This is a genomic window from Nonomuraea sp. NEAU-A123 (assembly GCF_018603905.1).
In the GTDB taxonomy this organism is placed as follows: domain Bacteria; phylum Actinomycetota; class Actinomycetes; order Streptosporangiales; family Streptosporangiaceae; genus Nonomuraea.
The window spans coordinates 337825-355363 of the sequence record NZ_JAHFZZ010000006.1; the positions used below are offsets into that span (position 1 = coordinate 337825).

16 protein-coding genes are annotated in these 17539 nt (G+C 69.2%); 11 read left to right on the forward strand and 5 right to left on the reverse strand.

Annotation, left to right across the window (positions count from 1 at the left end):
- The first annotated feature begins 14 nt into the window (after positions 1-14).
- Positions 15-1466 (forward strand): PLP-dependent aminotransferase family protein, encoded by a 1452-nt coding sequence (locus KLK06_RS20725; protein ID WP_214637179.1) that lies wholly within the window; start codon positions 15-17, stop codon positions 1464-1466.
- 15 nt (positions 1467-1481) lie between these two features.
- Positions 1482-2198 (forward strand): hypothetical protein, encoded by a 717-nt coding sequence (locus KLK06_RS20730; protein WP_214637180.1) that lies wholly within the window; start codon positions 1482-1484, stop codon positions 2196-2198.
- 5 nt (positions 2199-2203) lie between these two features.
- Here KLK06_RS20730 and KLK06_RS20735 read toward each other — a convergent pair whose 3' ends face one another.
- Positions 2204-3340: a DegT/DnrJ/EryC1/StrS family aminotransferase gene (locus tag KLK06_RS20735; RefSeq protein ID WP_214637181.1), complete on the reverse strand. Its 1137-nt coding sequence runs from the start codon at positions 3338-3340 to the stop codon at positions 2204-2206.
- On the reverse strand, positions 3337-4419 hold the full coding sequence (locus KLK06_RS20740) for a GNAT family N-acetyltransferase (RefSeq protein ID WP_214637182.1): 1083 nt from the start codon (positions 4417-4419) through the stop codon (positions 3337-3339). Before KLK06_RS20740 ends, KLK06_RS20735 begins: the two co-directional genes overlap by 4 nt.
- 154 nt (positions 4420-4573) lie before the next feature.
- On the opposite strand from KLK06_RS20740, the gene KLK06_RS20745 reads away from it, so the two are divergent.
- From KLK06_RS20745 to KLK06_RS20785, 9 genes are all read left to right on the forward strand, one after another.
- The gene (locus KLK06_RS20745; protein WP_214637183.1) at positions 4574-5608 is read left to right on the forward strand and encodes a phosphotransferase family protein; all 1035 of its coding nucleotides are present in this window, start codon (positions 4574-4576) and stop codon (positions 5606-5608) included.
- Positions 5609-5627: 19 nt separating this feature from the next.
- On the forward strand, positions 5628-6377 hold the full coding sequence (locus tag KLK06_RS20750) for an SDR family oxidoreductase (RefSeq protein ID WP_214637184.1): 750 nt from the start codon (positions 5628-5630) through the stop codon (positions 6375-6377).
- Between the two features lie 94 nt (positions 6378-6471).
- On the forward strand, positions 6472-7857 hold the full coding sequence (locus tag KLK06_RS20755; RefSeq protein ID WP_250905734.1) for a xylan 1,4-beta-xylosidase: 1386 nt from the start codon (positions 6472-6474) through the stop codon (positions 7855-7857).
- A gap of 500 nt (positions 7858-8357) precedes the next feature.
- Entirely contained in the window at positions 8358-10208 is a 1851-nt protein-coding gene (locus KLK06_RS20760) for an ABC transporter ATP-binding protein (protein WP_250905735.1), read from the forward strand.
- 163 nt (positions 10209-10371) lie between these two features.
- On the forward strand, positions 10372-11721 hold the full coding sequence (locus KLK06_RS20765; RefSeq protein WP_308168390.1) for an ATP-binding protein: 1350 nt from the start codon (positions 10372-10374) through the stop codon (positions 11719-11721).
- Between the two features lie 68 nt (positions 11722-11789).
- Positions 11790-12209, forward strand: a complete 420-nt coding sequence (locus tag KLK06_RS20770; RefSeq protein ID WP_214637186.1) for a roadblock/LC7 domain-containing protein — start codon at positions 11790-11792, stop codon at positions 12207-12209.
- On the forward strand, positions 12206-12565 hold the full coding sequence (locus tag KLK06_RS20775; protein WP_214637187.1) for a DUF742 domain-containing protein: 360 nt from the start codon (positions 12206-12208) through the stop codon (positions 12563-12565). The genes KLK06_RS20770 and KLK06_RS20775 overlap by 4 nt, the downstream gene beginning before the upstream one ends.
- Before the next feature lie 31 nt (positions 12566-12596).
- Complete coding sequence (locus KLK06_RS20780; protein ID WP_214637188.1) at positions 12597-13154, forward strand: ATP/GTP-binding protein; 558 nt, start codon at positions 12597-12599, stop codon at positions 13152-13154.
- Positions 13151-14380, forward strand: coding sequence for a cytochrome P450 (locus tag KLK06_RS20785; protein WP_214637189.1), 1230 nt, complete (start codon positions 13151-13153; stop codon positions 14378-14380). The genes KLK06_RS20780 and KLK06_RS20785 overlap by 4 nt, the downstream gene beginning before the upstream one ends.
- 57 nt (positions 14381-14437) lie before the next feature.
- On the opposite strand, the gene KLK06_RS20790 is transcribed toward KLK06_RS20785, so the two are convergent.
- From KLK06_RS20790 to KLK06_RS20800, 3 genes are all read right to left on the reverse strand, one after another.
- Complete coding sequence (locus tag KLK06_RS20790) at positions 14438-16054, reverse strand: alpha/beta hydrolase (RefSeq protein WP_214637190.1); 1617 nt, start codon at positions 16052-16054, stop codon at positions 14438-14440.
- 107 nt (positions 16055-16161) lie between these two features.
- Entirely contained in the window at positions 16162-16587 is a 426-nt protein-coding gene (locus KLK06_RS20795; protein WP_214637191.1) for a nucleoside deaminase, read from the reverse strand.
- Between the two features lie 11 nt (positions 16588-16598).
- Complete coding sequence (locus KLK06_RS20800; protein ID WP_214637192.1) at positions 16599-17453, reverse strand: LLM class flavin-dependent oxidoreductase; 855 nt, start codon at positions 17451-17453, stop codon at positions 16599-16601.
- Positions 17454-17539 lie beyond the last annotated feature (86 nt).

Sequence of the window (17539 nt, forward strand, 5' to 3'; positions counted from 1 at the left end):
TGGACATAGCCTGTATGGCCACTAATGCCCGCTTCCCGGAGACCACTTTCGTGCGTACCCTCGTCGACCTGCCCATATCCCTGTCCAGGGAGTCGGCCGTCCCGCTCTCGGCACAGCTCACCGGCTGGCTGCGCCGGGCCATGCTTGCGGGCACGCTCGCGCCGGGGGAGCGGCTGCCGTCCTCGCGCGGGCTCGCCGGCCAGCTACAGGTGAGCAGGACCGTGGTCACGGAGGCGTACCAGCAGTTGTACGCCGAAGGGTGGCTGGAGGGGCGGCACGGCTCCGGCACGTTCGTGGCCTCGCTGGAGGCGTCGCACCTCGCCTTCGAGGCGCCGCCCGCCCCCCAGCCGCCGCCTCGCCCACCGGCCGAGCGGACGATCGACCTGACCCCCGGCACTCCCTGGGTGCGCGACTACGACCGCGCGGCCTGGAAGCGGGCCTGGCGCAAGGCCGCCGACCTGCCTCCGGGTGACTCCCCGGACCCGTACGGCCTGCCGTACCTGCGCGAACTGCTCGCCGACCACCTGCGGCGAGCCAGGGCCGTGACCATCGGCCCCGAGAACGTCCTGGTCACCAGGGGCACCGGCAACGGCCTCGACCTGTGCGCGCTCGCCCTGCTCGGTGAGGGCGGCCGGGCGGGCGTCGAGGATCCCGGGTATCACGTGGCGCGCACGGTGTTCGCGGCCAGGGGCGCGAAGGTCGTGCCCTGCCCGGTGGACGAGGACGGCGTGATCGTCGAGGGGCTCCCCGACGACCTCCGCGTCCTCTACACCACGCCCGCCCACCAGTACCCGCTCGGCGGCCGCCTGCCGATCCCGCGCAGGGAACGGCTGCTCGCCTGGGCCAGGAGCACCGGCGCGATCATCGTGGAGGACGACTACGACGCCGAGTTCCGCTACGACGTCGCGCCCCTGCCCGCCCTCTACGGCCTCGACCCGTCGCGCGTCGTCCTGCTCGGCACGCTCTCGAAGACCCTCGCCCCCGACATCGGCGTCGGCTGGCTGGTCGGCTCACCCGAACTGCTCGACCGGATCGCCGCCCTCCGCGTAACGCTGTCGGACCGCACCAGCGGGCCGGTCCAGCAGGCTGTCGCGACCCTCCTGGAACACGGTGACCTGGACCGCCACCTGCGCAGGATGCGCCTGGAGTACGCCCGCAGGCGCGGCGCGATCGTCGAGATCCTCGGCCCGCTGTGCCGCCTGCGCGGCGACACGGCCGGCCTGCACGTGCTGGCGGAGCTGCCCCGCGACACCGTCCCCGGGCTGGTCGCCGCCGCGCGGGAGAAGGGCGTGCTGCTCGACTCCACCGTCCGCCACCACTACGGTTCCGAACGCCTCCACGGCCTGGTGATCGGGTACGGCTCGGCCACGCTGGCCGACGTCAGGCGCGGCTGCCGGATAGTGGCAGATCTGATGTGCTCAGCCCTGAATGAGTATGTAAGCGGTGGTGCTGAGCCTCCCTCCTGAACCAGGGTGGAAGGCATGAAATGGTGGTTACTTCTGGCCTCGGTCATCGGCATCCTGATCACCGCCTGGCTGATCCTCTACGCGGGGGTGCACCTGTCCACGCTGCTCTCCCTCGGCCTGGGCGCCATCAGCCTCATCTGGCTGGTCGTCCTCCTCACCGTCCCGTGGAACCTGTACTTCGCCGCCCGCCGGGTCGCGCAGGACATCCCCGAGTCGCGCGAGCGCGGCATCGAGGTGCCGCAGGGCCGCGAGGACGAGGCGCGCGACATCGCTCGGCGGATGCTCAGGCTCGCGATCGCCGGGCACATCGTGTCGGCGGCCGTGCTGGTGGGCATCACGTTCTTCTCCGGCGCGCAGGTGGGTTACTACTTCGCGGCCTTCTACCTGCTCGCCACCTGTTTCCGCCCGGTGGGCGCGTACCTGTCGCACCTTCGCCGGCGGGTCACGACGCTGGCCGAGGAGGTCCGCTACCCGCGCAGGGACGTCGTCTCGCTGGCCGACCTGGCCGACGCGCTCCACATCAGGACCGACGAGCTGGGCAAAGACCTCGAACGCCTGCGCGAGGAGATGGCCGCCACGCGGTACGCCCTGGAGACGGCCGACCACGACCTCAACCGGCGCATGACCGGCATGACCCGCCGCTTCGACGAGACGGTGGACGGGCTCGGCGACAACCAAGAGGTGATCTCCGGCCTCAAGGCCTTCCTCCGCCTGATCCGCGCCGAGGCGTAGCCGTCTCAGGCGGGCTGGAGCTCGCGCAGGATCGGCAGGGAGCGGTCGGCGTACACCGGGTCGACGGGCAGGGCGTGGCGGGCCCACCAGCGGGCCGGGGCCGGATCGGGGGAGGGGTCGGTGAAGGCGGCCGCGTAGTCGTCGTACGGCGGGTCATAGAGGTAGCCCGTCACCACTCCGCGCCGCTCCAGCGCGGCGATCGCCGCGTCACGGTCGCGCACCAGCAGCGGCACCCGGAACAGCGGCTGGTCGACATGATCCCGTACGCCCTGCGCCACCGAAGGCAGCTCCGCCAGCCGGCGCACGCCCGCCAGCCGGCGCGCCCGCTCCCCGGGCACCTTGGCCAGCCGCCTCGACTGGTACCAGCGGGCCGGCGCCCCTCGCCGGGCGCGGTAGTCGTGCAGGTCGGCACGGACCCACGGATCGAACGGCGGCAGCGACGGCACCTGCTTCATGGCCGCTTCGAGCTCGTCGGCCCGCAGCGGGATCCGGTAGCCCTCGCGCGACTCCTCCATGCCCAGCAGGCGCGAGAGCCGGAGCGCGGGCCGGACCAGGTCGAGCCGGAGCGCGACCTGGCGGGCCATCGAGCTGGCCACGGCCAGCAGCTCGGCGCGGAAGGCGCCCGGCTCCAGCAGCGCGTCGCGGGCCTGCGCGAGGGCACGCAGGTCTTCCACACGCTCCACCGCGAGGACGCCGCCCGACCCGGCACCGGGATGCTTGGAGAGGCTGAACACCCCGGCCTGGCCGAACGTGCCCAACGGCCGGCCGTCGACGGTGGTCTCCATCGCGTGGGCGACATCTTCGATCAGGATTTTTCCGGTGAAGGCGGATACGGCGTCCGGCAGGCCGTACAGGTTGGTGGTCAGGACGGCGTCCACCTGGCCGAGGTTCACGCGGGAGGCGTCGATGTTGCCGTCGCGGCGCGACAGCGGCGCGATCACCGGGCGCAGGCCCGCCGCCAGCACCAGGAAGAGGATCTCGTCGGCGGAGATCGGTGACATGAGCAGCCGCTGACCCGGCGTGCACCAGTGACGCAGCGCGAGGTAGAGGCCGAGGCGGTTGGACGGGAGCAGCAGGCAGTGGCGGCCGGTGCGCTCGGCGATCCTCTTCACGACCGGCTCGGTCGTGGCCGGCTCCGTCACGACTGGAGGGCCGTGCGGAGTCGTCCGAACGTCTTCAGCGCCCGGTCGGCCGTCTTGTGCAGCAGCGGGTTGGCCAGCACGGTGGCCCGGGTCTTGCGCACGGGCACCCGCACCAGCCAGTGGACGGCCGAAGCGGCGCCGATCGTGGCGACCCGGCCCTCGGCCACCTGGAACTCGCCGTTCTTCAACTTCTCTTTGTACTCCTTCTCGCCCCGGCCCATGTCGATCACCTGGATGCCGGACCCGGCGGCCTGCTCGGCCATCGCGAGATGGTGGATGAGGCCGGGGGAGTATTTGGCATATTGCGTGTCGTACGCCGGGAACCAACCGGCGAGCGTGGTGCGCGTGCGGAGACCGAAGTGGCCGGCCATCGGCAGGTCGTTCACGTAGATCATGTCGAGCACCCCGGCGAAGCCCTCGGTCTGCGTGGCCAGCAGCCGCTCGACCAGCTCGACGATCCACTGGTGCGCGAACCGGTCGGTGCGCCCCGTACGCCGGTATTGGTCGGTCTTCCAGCCGAGCAGCGTGTGCAGCGGCGCCGGGTCGGTGGTCGCGTACTCGTGCCGGATCGGCCCGATGTCACGCTGGAGCTTGCGCGACTTGGCCAGAGTCGTCTTGTACGTCTTGCTGGAGTGCAGACGTAGATACTCGGTGTAGCGGTCGTGCCCCTCACGCAGGTCGATGATCGGCGACGGGTGGCGCTCATGCCGCTGGGCGATCAGTGGCTGGCCGGCGACCAGGTGGTCGAACTCGAAGACCGACAGCCCGCACTGCTTGATCAACCGGCGCGGGTCGATCTCGAGGTCCTTGGCGTGGACTAACCCCTGCGCGTCGGTGAGCCCGGCGGCCACCGGCTTGCCGATGCCCATGGGGTGGCGTTCGAACGGGAAGAAGCCCACGATGTCGGGCCCGTCGTAGAGCACAGCGACGCGGACCATGTCTCGTAGCTCACCGACCGTGATCGTGAACTCTGGAGACAGGAACGGGTTGTCGAAGGCCGCGTGTCCCTCCTGGAGAGCCCGCCATCGACTCAGCTCAGGTGCTCCCAGCTCGCGAGGGTGAGCAAGTGTGACGCGCATGGGCTCCTACTGTCGGCATACCTTCAGTTAGCTTGGAGGTAGCTGTTGTACAGCCAGGGTAAGCGGTCTTACATGATGGTCGTCTGCGCAGGTCCGGAACGTTACATAACTCTCAGCTAGCCTTCAGGACCGAGTGACGTTCTAATGTGTGTCCATGACCGTACCTGGGATTGACTGGCCCCGGCTGACCGGCTGGATGGGCGACAACGTGCCCGACGCGGGCGAGCCCCTGTCTGTCTCGCTGATATCCGGCGGCAAGTCTAACCTGACGTACCTCATCGAGGCCCGTGAGCGCCGCGTGGTGCTGCGCCGTCCGCCGCTCGGCCACGTGCTGCCCACCGCGCACGACATGCGGCGCGAGTGGCGGGTCATCTCCGCGCTCGCCCCGACGCCGGTTCCGGTGCCGGAGCCGGTCGCGTTCTGCGCCGACGAGGAGGTCATCGGAGCGCCGTTCTACCTGATGGGCTATGTGGAGGGCCTGGCCGTCAGGACTCGCGATCAGCTCGGCGACCCCCCGCCGGCCGAGACGCGCCGGCTGGCCGAACGGCTCGCCGAGGTGCTGGCCGCCATCCACGCCGTCGACTACCGGGAGGTCGGGCTCGGCGACTTCGGCCGCCCGGACGGCTACCTGGCCAGGCAGCTCGCCCGGTGGTGCCAGCAGTGGGAGCGCTCGAAGACCGCCGACCTGCTTGAGTACGACCGCCTGGTCGCGCGGCTGGGCGAGCGCATGCCGGCCCACTCCGCCAGCACGCTCGTGCACGGTGACTACCGGCTCGACAACACGCTCGTACGGCTGGCGCCCGGCCCGCCCGAAATCCTGGCCGTGGTCGACTGGGAGATGTCCACCCTCGGCGACCCGCTGGCCGACCTGGGGCTCACGCTCACCTACTGGCAGGACTCCGGCGACGAGGAGCGGGCCGGGATCCCGGTGGCCGGCGACGTGACGATCGCCCCCGGGTTCCTGAACGCCGCCGAGTTCGCCACTCACTACACGAAGGTCTCCGGCCGCGACATCTCCGACCTTCCGTTCTACGTGGCGTTCGGGAACTTCAAGCTCGCGGTCATAGTGGAAGGTATCCACGCCCGTTTCCGGCAGGGTAAGACCGTGGGTGACGGCTTCGAGAACATCGGCTCCGCCGTACCCACCCTCATCGCCCGCGCGCACCGCATTCTGGACCAGCCGTTGTAAGAGCCCTTGGGGAGCGCATATGAGCACTGTGGCACTGATCACCGGAGCGGCGAGCGGCATCGGGGCCGCGGTGGCACGGCGGCTGTCGGCGGGCGGGGCCAAGTGCGTCATCCTCGACCTCGACGGCGAAGGCGCCGAGCGCATCGCCAAGGAGGTCGGCGGCGTGTGGCTGGCCGGTGACGTCAGCACCGAGGAGGCCTCGCGGGCGGCCGTCGCGCTCGCCGAGGACACCTACGGCCGGCTCGACCTGGTGCACCTCAACGCGGGGATCTCGGGCGGGGTGGACCTGGCGGCGTTCGACGTCGAGCGATACCGCAGGGTCGTCGGGGTGAACGTGGACGGCGTGGTCTTCGGCGTCGCCGCCTGCCTGCCGCTGCTCCGGCGCTCGGGTGGCGGCGCGATCGTGGTCACCTCGTCGCTGGCCGGCCTCGTCGGCTTCGGCGGCGACCCGATCTACACGATGACCAAGCACGCCGTGGTCGGGCTCGTCAGGGCGCTGGCCGGTCCGCTGGCCAAGGAGGGGATCAGGATCGGCGCCGTCTGCCCGGGGTTCACGGACACGCCGCTGGTGGCGGGGGCGCGGGAGATGTTCGTCAACGCCGGGTTCCCGTTGCTGAGTGCCGCCGACGTCGCCGCGGCCGTGGAAAGCGCCTTCTACGCCGACGAGCCAGGCACGCTGCTCATCGTGCAACCAGGAAGGCAGCCGGTAGCGTACCGTTATGCGGGCGTTCCCGGCCCGGCTGGAGGTCAGCTCCCACCAGCGCCTTGATCGACCGCAAGTCCCTTGCAAGTACTGATATATACCGTGAGAAGGGCTGGGAGAGGTGTCCCGGCCCTTGTCCACGCGCGAGGGTGGAGGCTCCGTGATACCCACCGATGGCAAACACGCACGTCGACGGCCGCCATGGCCGATCGCGTTAGGCGTAGGAATCCTCGCGATAGCGCTCGTCGCGGGGATCATGGTGTACGCGGGCACGCGGAGCGGCCCTCGCGACGGGTACAAGGGCGGCGAGGTCGCCCAGGTCCAGCCGAGCGAGCCGCCGCCGACGCTGCAGCAGCCGCCCACCTTGGACGACTGGCCGCGCTGGGGCGTCACCCACACCCAGTACAGCGCCGACAACACGCCTCGCGAGATCACCGAGCAGGCCAAGGGCATTCTCGGCCGGGTCCCCATGCTGCAGAACCAGCACATCATGGGCTGGGGTGTGGGCAATCCGGAGCCGAGCCCCGGACAGTTCAACTTGCGAGATCTCGACCGGCGGCTGAAGCTCATGGCCTCATCGCGGGCCGTCCCGATCATCACGCTGTGCTGCGCGCCTGACTGGATGAAGGGCGGGCAGGCCGGCCGTACGGACTGGTCCAAGAACCACACGGTCGCCCCCAAGCCCGAGCACTTCGACGACTACGCCAAGCTCGCCGTGAAGATCGCCAAGCAGTATCCGACGGTCAAGTACTTCATGGTGTGGAACGAGTTCAAGGGCTTCTGGAACCCGGCCACGAACCGCTGGGACGCCGAGGGCTACACGGAGCTGTACAACAAGGTCTACACGGCGCTGAAGAAGGTGAACGGCGACATCCAGGTCGGCGGTCCGTACATCCCGGTCGAGACCAACTCCGGCAAGTCCCCCTCGGAGCTCAGCGGCCCGTGGGGCACGGTCGACCAGCGCGCGCTGGATGCGATCGAGTACTGGATCGAGCACAAGAAGGGCGCCGACTTCATCGTCGTCGACGGGGCCTCGATGACCAACGACAAGGCCAACGTCCCGGACGACTTCGCCGCCCAGGCCAAGTTCGGCGCGGTCACCACCTGGCTCAAGCAGAAGAGCAACGACATGCCGGTGTGGTGGGCGGAGTGGTACGTCGAGCCTGCCAACTCCGGCTGGACCGAGGACAAGCGCACCGCCGTCCAGGCCACGACGCTGATGGAGTTCGCCAAGAGCGGCGTGACGTCGGCGCTCTACTGGAACCCGGAGCAGAAGGGCGGGGCGCAGTGTCCCGGCTGCCTCTGGTCGTCCGAGACGGGGCAGGAAATGCCTATGGCGGGGCTGCTGAGCGGGTTCACCAAGTGGTTCCCCGCCGGGGTGCAACTGGAGCCGGTGACCACCTCCGACCAGCGGATCAAGGTGCTGGGGCAGGAACGGCAGGTCATCATGGTGAACACGGCCAACACGAGCGTCACCGCCACCGTGGACGGCAAGCGGGTGACCTTGAAGCCGTACGAGATCCAGTGGGCGGGCCGCGGGACCTGACGCGTCTCCAGGACTGTCGCAGGCCCTCGATCGGATACCGGTCGGGGGCCTGTTCGCATGCCCGGATGCTTGGCCGGAGCGCCGCGCTTCGCCATTCTTCGAACCAATATTTGCCATCGCCCGGAATTCCATTGCCTAAGGCGACTTGCGCCGTTCAGAAAGACGTCGAGGTGAATTGCCACTCCGGTGATCATCGATGCGTCCGCTTGGGTTTGCCCAGGCCCCTGCGGGGCTCAGGTATCGCGCTCCATGTAGATGCTTTATCGCCAATTTACATCTGGCCCGCCCCCATGCCTTTCCCGCGATGATCGTCAAATTGCCCCCAAATATCCCTCCAACCCCTGTTTTCTCACCTTTTGGGTGCTAGCGTCCTATTTTGAAAGCCGAAATGGTGCTAGTGCACAGGGGGGAATCATGGTTCTCGGTAAGCTCTTCCCGGCTCACCGCACTGACTGGTGGGGCTGGCGTAGGCGCGGTTGCGGTCGTCGTCGCTGGGGTGGATGCGGCGGCGGATGCGGCGGCGGCGGCTGGGGCGGCGGCTGGCGCAGGCGGTGGTGGTGGTAGCAGAGGTGCCACCTGAGAGCCGTCGGGTCTCCCAACGGCTCTCACTCACCGCTCAGCCCCTGGCGCCGACGGTGTCCATCCGGAACACCTTCCGGGCCTTCTGGCCGGACACACGCGGCGTCAGGCGGCTGTTCGCGGCCGGGATCGTGTTCTCGATCCTGGCCGCTCTTTGTGAGGTGGCCGCCATCGGCCTGTTCGGTTACATCACCGACAAGGTCCTCAGCGAACGGGATCTGGGCGCCTTCTGGGCTCCCGCCGCTGCCTGGCTCGGCCTGGCCGTTCTGGCCGGTCTCGTCTCCTTCGCCGGCGCGTACGTCACCGCCGCGGGCGCCGAACGCTTTCTCCTCAAGCTCCGCGACCGCGTCTTCGGCCACGTTCAGACCCTCACACCCGATTTCTTCGAGAACCGTCGCCTCGGCGACCTGATGGCCAGACTCACCGACGACATCGAGTCCATCGAGGAACTGGTCGGCTCGGGCCTGGTCAAGGTGTTCACCACGGTGGCGAGCGTGATCTTCTTCGCCGGCGCGGCGTTCGTCATCAGATGGGACCTGGCGCTGGTCACGTTCGCGCTGATCCCCGCGTTCCTGGTGGTCTCCAAGCTGTTCGCGTCCCGGTTCAGGAACGCCGCCGCCCGCGAGCGCACCAGCAACGGCACCATGAACAGCGTCATCGAGGAGAGCCTGTCCAACCAATCACTCGTCCAGGCCTTCAACCAGCAGCAGACCGAGGCCAGGCATCTGCACCGCGAAGGCCGTACCTGGCTCCGCGCGAACCTGTCCCAAGCCTGGCTCTCCGGCCTCTACGGCCCGTCCGTACAGGTCCTCGAGACCATCTGCCTGATCGTCATCCTGGGCTTCGGCGCCTGGGAGATCGCCCAAGGCCGCCTCACGCTGGGTGGCCTGCTCGCCTTCGCCGCCTACCTCGCGTATCTGTACCCCGCCGTCCAGAGCCTGGGCGAACTCGCCCTCACCGTCTCGCAGGCCGCCGCCGGTTCGGACCGCGTGCTGGAGGTCCTGTCCGTACGCCCATCTGTCGTCGACCGCCCCACCGCCGTATCGGTGCGGGGGCGCAGCAAGGGCCGGATCGAGTTCTCGCGAGTCGGCTTCACCTACCCCAAGCGGATCAGAGCGACCCTGCGTGAGCTGTCGTTCGTGATCGAACCGGGGGAGCTCGTCGTCTGCACCGGACCCAGCGGCGCCGGCAAGTCCACGCTGGCCAAGCTGCTCCTGCGCTTCTACGACCCGAACACCGGCCGCATCCTTCTGGACGGCGAAGACCTGCGCGACCTGACCCGATCGTCGTTGCGCGACAGCATCACCCTCCTGCACCAGGAGAACCTGCTGTTCTCCGGCACGGTCCGCGACAACATCACCTACGGCTCCCCGGACGCCGACGAAGACGCCGTGGTGCGGGCCGCCAAACTGGCCGACGTGCACGACTTCATCCAGACATTGCCTCAGAATTACGACACACCGATCGGCCAGCGAGGCCGCCTCATGTCAGGCGGCCAACGCCAGCGCCTCGCCATCGCCCGCGCGATCCTGCGCGACGCGCCCGTACTGGTGCTGGACGAGCCGATGACCGGCCTGGACGTGGCCACCGCCGAGCGGGTGATGGAGCCGCTGCGCCGCCTGATGGAGGGGCGGACCACGCTGCTCATCACCCACGACCTGCGGCACGTGCCGGAGGGGGTACGCCGGATCGACCTGGAACCGGTACGACGCTCGGACCGAATCCGGCTCCGGCGTCCTTTCCTCGAAGTGCACGGCGAACGCGCTTCTTAGCCGACCTACCAGCAAGAACAGCAGCAATTGGTGACCAACCGCCCACATAAAGCGAAGATTCCACTACAATCCGACGAAGATCTTTCAGGTTCTACGTTTCCGACCTCCGACGAGGAACCGCTTGATGCCAGCTCACATACCTGTTCACCGTCGGGCCTTGCTCGTGCCGCTGGCCGTCGCGATCGTCGCCGGCACCGCGTGCGTGTGGGCGGTGGCCGAGGCGCCGGTCGAGGGGCGGACCCTCATGGCCTGGAGCTTAGGGACAGCCGCCGTCCTGCTGTGCGCCGCGATCACGTTCGGCTTGTACGGCCGCCAGCAGACACAGCAGCTCCGCGACCGTCTCCAGGCGATGGACGCCGACGTCGCCCAGCTCGCCGACCAGACGCTGCCCGCGCTGGTGAAGCGGTTGCGCGACGGGGCGTCGGTCGACACCGCGCTCGCCGAGGTCCACCGGCCCGCAGACCTGGCCCAGCAGCGCATCCTGTGGACGCTGGCGCAGGAGGTCGGCAGAGGTGACCGCATGCGCGCGGCCGCCATGTCGGCCTGTGCGAACGCCGCGGGCCGGGTCCAGGCACTGGCGACCAGCATGCTGGCCGATCTGCGGGAGATGGAGGACCGGCATGACGAGAAGGTCCTCGGCGACCTGCTGAGGCTGGACCACAGCACCGCGCAGGCGGGCCGGCTGGCCGACAGCATCGCCGTGCTGACCGGCGCGCGGTCCGGCCGGCGCTGGACCAAGCCGATCGTGATGGAGAGCATCATGCGCGGCGCGGTGGGCCGGATCAGCGCCTACCAGCGGGTCCGGGTGCACTCGGCCAGCACCGTCGCGATCGCCGGGCACGCCGCCGAAGGCGTCATGCACGCCCTCGCGGAGCTGATGGACAACGCCACCAGCTTCTCGCCTCCTTCCGAGGAGGTGCACGTGTACGTGGAAGAGGTGAGCACGGGCGTCGTGATCACCATCGAGGACTGCGGTCTCGTCATGAGCGCCGTCGCGCTGAGCCGGGCCCGGCAGGCCGTCTCGTCCGAGCCGCTGGACCTGACGACGCTGTCCGGTACGCGCCTGGGCCTGGCCGTGGTGGGCTGCCTGGCCCGCAAGCACGACTTGACCGTCTCCTTCAGGCCGTCCTCACGCGGGGGCACCGGAGTGGTGGTCATGATCCCGCAGAAACTGGTCACACAGCCTCCGCCGCTCCCGGCGCCGGACCCGCCGCGTCCGCCGAGCGTTCCGGCCGCCCGCCGGGCGCCCTCCACGGCCGTGGCCGCCCCGGCGCCCGCCGAGCGCGTCGCGGACGGCGATCTGCCCAGGCGCCGGCGCGGCCAGACGCTCGCGGCGGCGACGTCCACGACGGCCGCGGCCGAGCCCAAGCCTCCGGCGAGGGACAGGCCCAAGCCGTCCCTATCCGACGCCGGAGCGAGATTCAGCGCTTTCCGCCAGGCCAGCCGGGGAACCGGTGGCGGCGCAACACCTGCCGACACACCTGATGTCAGCGCAGAGGACGACACCCTGTGACCGACCAACAGATTGGAGGGAGGGCTGTCCGTCCGGTGTCGACGCCGGATGACCGTCCCAGAATCTCGATGAGAACCTCAGATCGCGACCTCGCCTGGCTGCTGGAGAACCTCTTGGAGCGGACGCCGCAGACCCGGCACGCCCTGGTGCTGTCGAAGGACGGCCTCAAGCTCTCCCACACCCACGCGCTTTCGGTGGACCGGGCCGATCAACTGGCCGCCATCGCCTCGGGTATCCAGAGCCTCGCCCACGGCGCGTCCATGGAGTTCGGCGACGGTTCCGGCGGGCTGCGGCAGTCCATGACGGAGTTCCACGGCGGGCTGCTGTTCATCGTGGAGGCGGGTGAGGGCGCCCATCTCGCCGTCGTGGCGACCGATGACGCCGACCCCGGCATCATCGGTCACAACATGAACGAGCTGGTCGAGCAGATCGGGGAATATCTGACCGCCCCGCCGCGCGAACCCCAGCAGAGCAGCCGGGCACTATGATCTCGCGGCGAGTGGCGAGCGAGAACCCGGACCGGCTGTACACGGTCACCGGGGGACGCAGTCACACGGACGAGAGCTCCATGGACATGGTCACCCTGATCGTGAGCGAATGCGATCCGACCCCGGGCATGCAGTCCGAGCACGTCAAGATCCTCCAGATGTGCCGCCAGCCGATGGCGGTCGTCGAGGTCTCCTCGGAGCTGAAACTGCCGATCAGCGTCGTCCGGATCCTGCTGTGCGACCTGCTCGACACCGGACGCATCACCGCCCGCCACCCGCCCAAGGCTCCCGCCAAGGCGCAACTGCCCAATCCCGAAATCCTGGAGCAGGTGCTAGTTGGACTTCAGAACCTCTGACCCACCCGTCCGCACACCGCTGCGGAACACGATGACCACCGGACTCAAGATCGTGGTCGTCGGCGGGTTCGGCGTGGGCAAGACGACCATGGTCCGCTCGGTCAGCGAGATCCGGCCGCTGAGCACCGAAGAGACGATGACCCAGGCAGGCTTGGGGATCGACGACGCGAGCGGCGTACAGACCAAGTCCACGACCACGGTGGCCTTCGACTTCGGCCGCATCAGCCTGAACGACCAGATGGTGCTGTACCTGTTCGGGGCCCCGGGTCAGGAACGGTTCTGGTTCCTGTGGGACCGGCTGTTCTCGGGGACGCTGGGGGCGGTGGTCCTGGTGGACGTCCGCCGCCTGGCCGATTCGTGGTACGCCATCGACCGGCTCGAACACCACGGAATGCCGTTCATCGTCGCGCGCAACAACTTCGACGAGCCGGCGCATCCCCTGGAAAAGATCCGGGAGGCACTGGACCTCTCCGACGACGTTCCGCTGATCGACTGCGACGCCCGCCAGCGTGACTCCAGCAAGGCCGTGCTGATCGCCCTCGTGAACCACCTCCACGCGCTGTCCTCCGCCCGAGGGGTTACCCGATGACCGACGTCCACTACACGCCCGAGCCTGTGCCGTTCTACGGCCCCCGGTTCCAGCAGGATCCGGATCAGCTGTACCGGGACATGCGGAAGGAGTACGGGCCGGTCGTCCCGGTCCTGCTCGAAGGCGACGTCTTCGCCTGGCTGGTGATCGGCTACCGCGAGCTCCGCTACGTCCTCACCAATCCGCAGCTCTTCGGCCGCGACTCCCGCCGGTGGAACGCCTGGGATCGCATCCCGCCGGACTGGCCGCTGATGGCGTTCGTCGGCTACCAGCCGTCCATTCTGTTCACCGAAGGCGCCGAGCATCAGCGGCGGGCCGGAGCCATCAGCGACGCCCTCGCCTCCGTCGACCAGTTCGAGCTGAGATCCCGCACCGAGAGGGCCGCCGACGGCCTGATCGACGCGTTCATCGGCCACGGCCGGGCCGACCTGATAGCCCAGTACGCCCAGCCGATGCCGCTGCTCTCCATCTCCACGCTGTTCGGCCTGCCGGACGCCGAGACGCCACGCCTGGTGGCGGACGTGACCGAACTGCTGAACACCGGACCCGGCGTCGTGGAGGCGCATCAGCGCGTCCAGGCCACGATGCAGCGGCTGCTCGACACCAAGCGCGAGCGCCCCGGTCCGGACCTGCCCTCACGCCTGGTGGCCCATCCCGCGGGACTCACCGACGAAGAGCTCATCCAGGACCTGGTCGTGTTGATGAGCGGCGGTCAGGAGCCGACCGCCAACTGGATCGCCAACACCCTGCGGTTGATGCTGACCGACGAACGGTTCGCCGTGACCCTGTCGGGCGGCCGCCGCAGTGCCGGCCAGGCGCTGAACGAGGTCATGTGGGAGGAGTCGCCCGCCCAGAACAGCCTGGGCCGCTGGGCGGTTCATGACACCCAGCTCGGCGGGCAGCGCATCCGGGCCGGCGACGCGCTCGTCATCGGTCTCGCCGCCGCGAACGCCGATCCGCAGGTACGGCCGGACTCCTACGGCGGCTCCGCCGGCAACCACGCGCACATGTCCTTCGGCCACGGCGAGCACGGCTGCCCGCACCCGGCGCCGGAACTCGCCGAGGTCATCGCCTACACGGCCGTCGAGGTGCTCCTGGACCGGCTCCCGGACCTGGGGCTGTCGGTGCCCGCCGACGACCTCGTCTGGCGGCCGTCCTTCCGGCTGCGTGCCCTGTCGGCTCTGCCGGTCGAGTTCTCGCCCGGCTACGCCAGGGGATTGGGCTAGAACCGCCGGTTGTGCGTCCCCGATGTCTCAGGGGACGCACAACCGGTCAGTTCGACGTCAGTGGACCGGGCGGCCCGTGATGGACAGCGGGGAGTCCTGCGTGGACAGTGTCGTCGCGGGCGGTTCCGTCGGGAACTGGGTGGGGCAGTGCGTTCCCGCCGCGGGCATCGTACGGTTGATCAGGTACTTCTCGATGTAGTCGCGCGCACAGGTGCTGTTGCGGAACTGACCGTGGCCGACGCCGTCGTACTCCAGGACGACCGAGCGCGGGATCTGCCGGGCGGCGGCGTAGTTCCAGGCCGCGGGGGTGGCCACGTCGTCACGCGCCTTGATGACCAGGGTCGGCGGGGTGCCGCTGATCTTGAGGCGGTGCTGCGGGTTGGACGTCTTGCCCTGCCAGTTGAGGCAGGTCGTGACGTCGCTCCAGAACGGGGACAGCTCGGTGTGCGGGGCGACGGCCTTGAGGCGACGCTTGTAGCGGTCGAGCTCGGCGAAGCTCCTGACGTTCCACTTCCAGTCGGAGCACCAGATGGCCGGGTAGGCGTAGTTGACGCCCTCGGCGGCCGACGTCGAAGCCGAGGCGGCGGCCCTGGCGGTCGTCTTCGCGTCCGCCGAAGCGGACGCCGACGGCTTGTCGGCGGCCTTCTCGGCCGCCTGGCCGGCCGCCAGTGCCTTCAGCCGCTCAGCCAGTGGGAAGAAGCCCGCCGACGGCTTGTACATCGGCTCGAACACCTCGATCCGGACCTCTTCGTCCGACAGCACGGCGCCGGTCTCCGGGTCCTTCAGGGTGCCCGCCCTGGCCTTGGCCAGCAGGTCGTCCAGGATCGCGGGGACGTTCTGGCCGTGCAGCGCGCAGGCGGCGGTCTCGCCGCACCACTTCGCGAACGCCAGGAACGAGCCCTCGAGGTCGTCGGTGGTGGTCTTCATGTACTGGTAGGCCGAGGTGATGCTGTGGTCCATGTTGGAGTCGATGGCCATCGCGCGCAGGTTCTTCGGGAACAGCTCGGCGTACTGCTGGCCGACCTGCGTGCCGTACGAGATCGCGAAGAAGCTGATCTGGCGCTCGCCGAGCGCCGCCCGGATCGAGTCCACGTCGCGTGCCACGCTGGTGGTGTCGACGTGGTCGAACAGCGGGCCGGTGCGCTCGCGGCAGTCCTTCGACAGCTTGGCGTTGAAGGCCAGCAAGTTCTGGTAGTCCGCCTCGTTGGCCGGGTAGGTCAACGGCGTCTCGTTGACCACGTCCTCGCCGCACAGGATGGGCGTGCTGAGGCCGACGCCGCGGGGGTCCACGCTGACGATGTCGAAATACTGGCGCAGCGGGCTGTCGTCCGGGATGCCGCGGCCCATGATGTACGAGTTGAGACCGGAACCACCGGGACCACCCGGGTGCACGAACAGCACGCCCAGCCGCTTGGCCGGGTCGAGCGCCGTCAACCGGCCGATGGCCAGGTCGATCGTCGGGCCGCCGGGCTTCGCGTAGTCCAACGGCACCTTGATGGTCGCGCACTCACCCTTGTACGTGGTGCCGCATTCCGCCCAGCCGATCGCCGTGGGCGCCGCCTCCAGCCGCTCGGCCGAAGCGCCTGAAGCGGCTGACTGGGCGGATGCCACCCCGGCGAGTTGGGACACGAGTGCGGCACCGGCCAGTGCCGCAGTGAACAACCGTAACCTCACTATCGGTCCTCCCTGATGTATCGATGGGTTCCCATCGATCATCCTGGCGGCCGACAGTGCGGTTTGCGTGGCTTTACTGAGTTTGTTGGTAAAAAGCCATGGTCGGACTAGACGTAATAGCCCTCGACCGGCACCCGCGCCTCGTCGTACAGCGCCGGTCCGTCGAGCCGCGCCCCCGCGTTCTCGCCGACCGGCTTGAGCCCGCTGAGCTGCTCGGTGGACAGCGCGAACACCACCCGCCCGAGCCCCGACCGCTCGATGGCGGCCGAGCACATGCCGCAGGGCTGGCAGCTCGTGTACATGATGGTGGTGGCCGCGGCCTCGGGGGTGAGCTCGCGGGCCGCCCAGCGGGCCAGCTTCAGCTCGGGGTGCGCGGTGATGTCGGAGTCGCTGATGGAGGTGTTCATGTCCTCCGCGAGCACCTCGCCGTCCGGCCCCACCAGGAGCGACCCGAACGGCGGGTTGCCCGCCGCCCGCGCCTTGGCGGCCAGCCCGATGGCCCTGCGCAGAAACTGCTCGTCGTCGTTCGTCATGATGGCTCCGTTCATAGGTCGTTCGCGTGAAGATCCCAGGAGGCGGCCACGGCCGCCAGAGCGTGCCAGGCCGCCTCAGGGTGACAGGTCTCCTGAGGGTCGCCGCCGAAGGGGTCGAGTACGACGGTGTCCGCGCCGAGGAGGCGTAGCTGTTCGAGGTCGTCCATGATCTGTTCGATCGTGCCCGCGCCGGCGAGCCGGTCGGGATCGGTGATCGGGCTCGTGGTGAGCCGGAGGACGATGCGCGGCATCAGCGCGGGCACCGGGCGTCCTTGCTCGCCGGCCAGGGTTTCGAGGCGGCTGACGGCTTCGCGCAGCCAGGGCAGGGTGTTCCGGAGCGGGTGCCACGGCTCGCCGAGGCGCACCGCCCGGCGCAGGCCGGCGTCGCTGTTGCCGCCGATCCAGATCGGCACCGGCCCGCCTCGGTAGTCCTCGCCGTCCGCCCAGGCGGCGCGCAGCGCGTGAAGGTACTCGTCGGTCAGCGCCCCGCGCCGGTGGAACGGCACGCCGAGCGCCTCGAACTCCTGCCGCGCCCACCCCACGCCCACACCGAGGACCAGCCGCCCCCCGCTGAGGTCGTTGAGGTTGGCGGCCATCCGGGCGACGAGCTGCGGATGCCGGTACGGCATGATGAGCACCGTGGTCCCGAGCCTGATCCGGTCGGTGATGCCCGCCAGCCAGGACAGCGTGGTGAAGGGCTCGTAGAACGGAGCCGGATACTGCTTGGCGACGTCGGGTGTCACCACCACATGGTCGGAGATCATCAGCAGGTCGAAGCCGAGGCCCTCCACCGTCCGTGCCCAGCCGCGCAGCACGTCGGGGTTGGTGCCTGGTCCGAAGTTCGGGACATTCACGCCTATTCGCACCCGTGAAGGCTAGCCAATCGGTCGTGGCGGCAGGAAGGGAGTCCTCCCTGCGTACGCGACGATTGGCCGGGGAATTACCGGTATTT

Bases quoted from the DNA above. Each gene is read 5' to 3' on its own strand.
- KLK06_RS20775 (WP_214637187.1), top strand. From the start codon at position 12,206: ATGATCTCGCGGCGAGTGGCGAGCGAGAACCCGGACCGGCTGTACACG.
- KLK06_RS20730 (WP_214637180.1), top strand. From the start codon at position 1,482: ATGAAATGGTGGTTACTTCTGGCCTCGGTCATCGGCATCCTGATCACC.
- KLK06_RS20745 (WP_214637183.1), top strand. From the start codon at position 4,574: ATGACCGTACCTGGGATTGACTGGCCCCGGCTGACCGGCTGGATGGGC.
- KLK06_RS20740 (WP_214637182.1), bottom strand. From the start codon at position 4,419: ATGCGCGTCACACTTGCTCACCCTCGCGAGCTGGGAGCACCTGAGCTG.
- KLK06_RS20770 (WP_214637186.1), top strand. From the start codon at position 11,790: ATGAGAACCTCAGATCGCGACCTCGCCTGGCTGCTGGAGAACCTCTTG.
- KLK06_RS20780 (WP_214637188.1), top strand. From the start codon at position 12,597: ATGACCACCGGACTCAAGATCGTGGTCGTCGGCGGGTTCGGCGTGGGC.
- KLK06_RS20795 (WP_214637191.1), bottom strand. From the start codon at position 16,587: ATGACGAACGACGACGAGCAGTTTCTGCGCAGGGCCATCGGGCTGGCC.
- KLK06_RS20760 (WP_250905735.1), top strand. From the start codon at position 8,358: ATGCGGCGGCGGATGCGGCGGCGGCGGCTGGGGCGGCGGCTGGCGCAG.
- KLK06_RS20725 (WP_214637179.1), top strand. From the start codon at position 15: ATGGCCACTAATGCCCGCTTCCCGGAGACCACTTTCGTGCGTACCCTC.
- KLK06_RS20750 (WP_214637184.1), top strand. From the start codon at position 5,628: ATGAGCACTGTGGCACTGATCACCGGAGCGGCGAGCGGCATCGGGGCC.
- KLK06_RS20785 (WP_214637189.1), top strand. From the start codon at position 13,151: ATGACCGACGTCCACTACACGCCCGAGCCTGTGCCGTTCTACGGCCCC.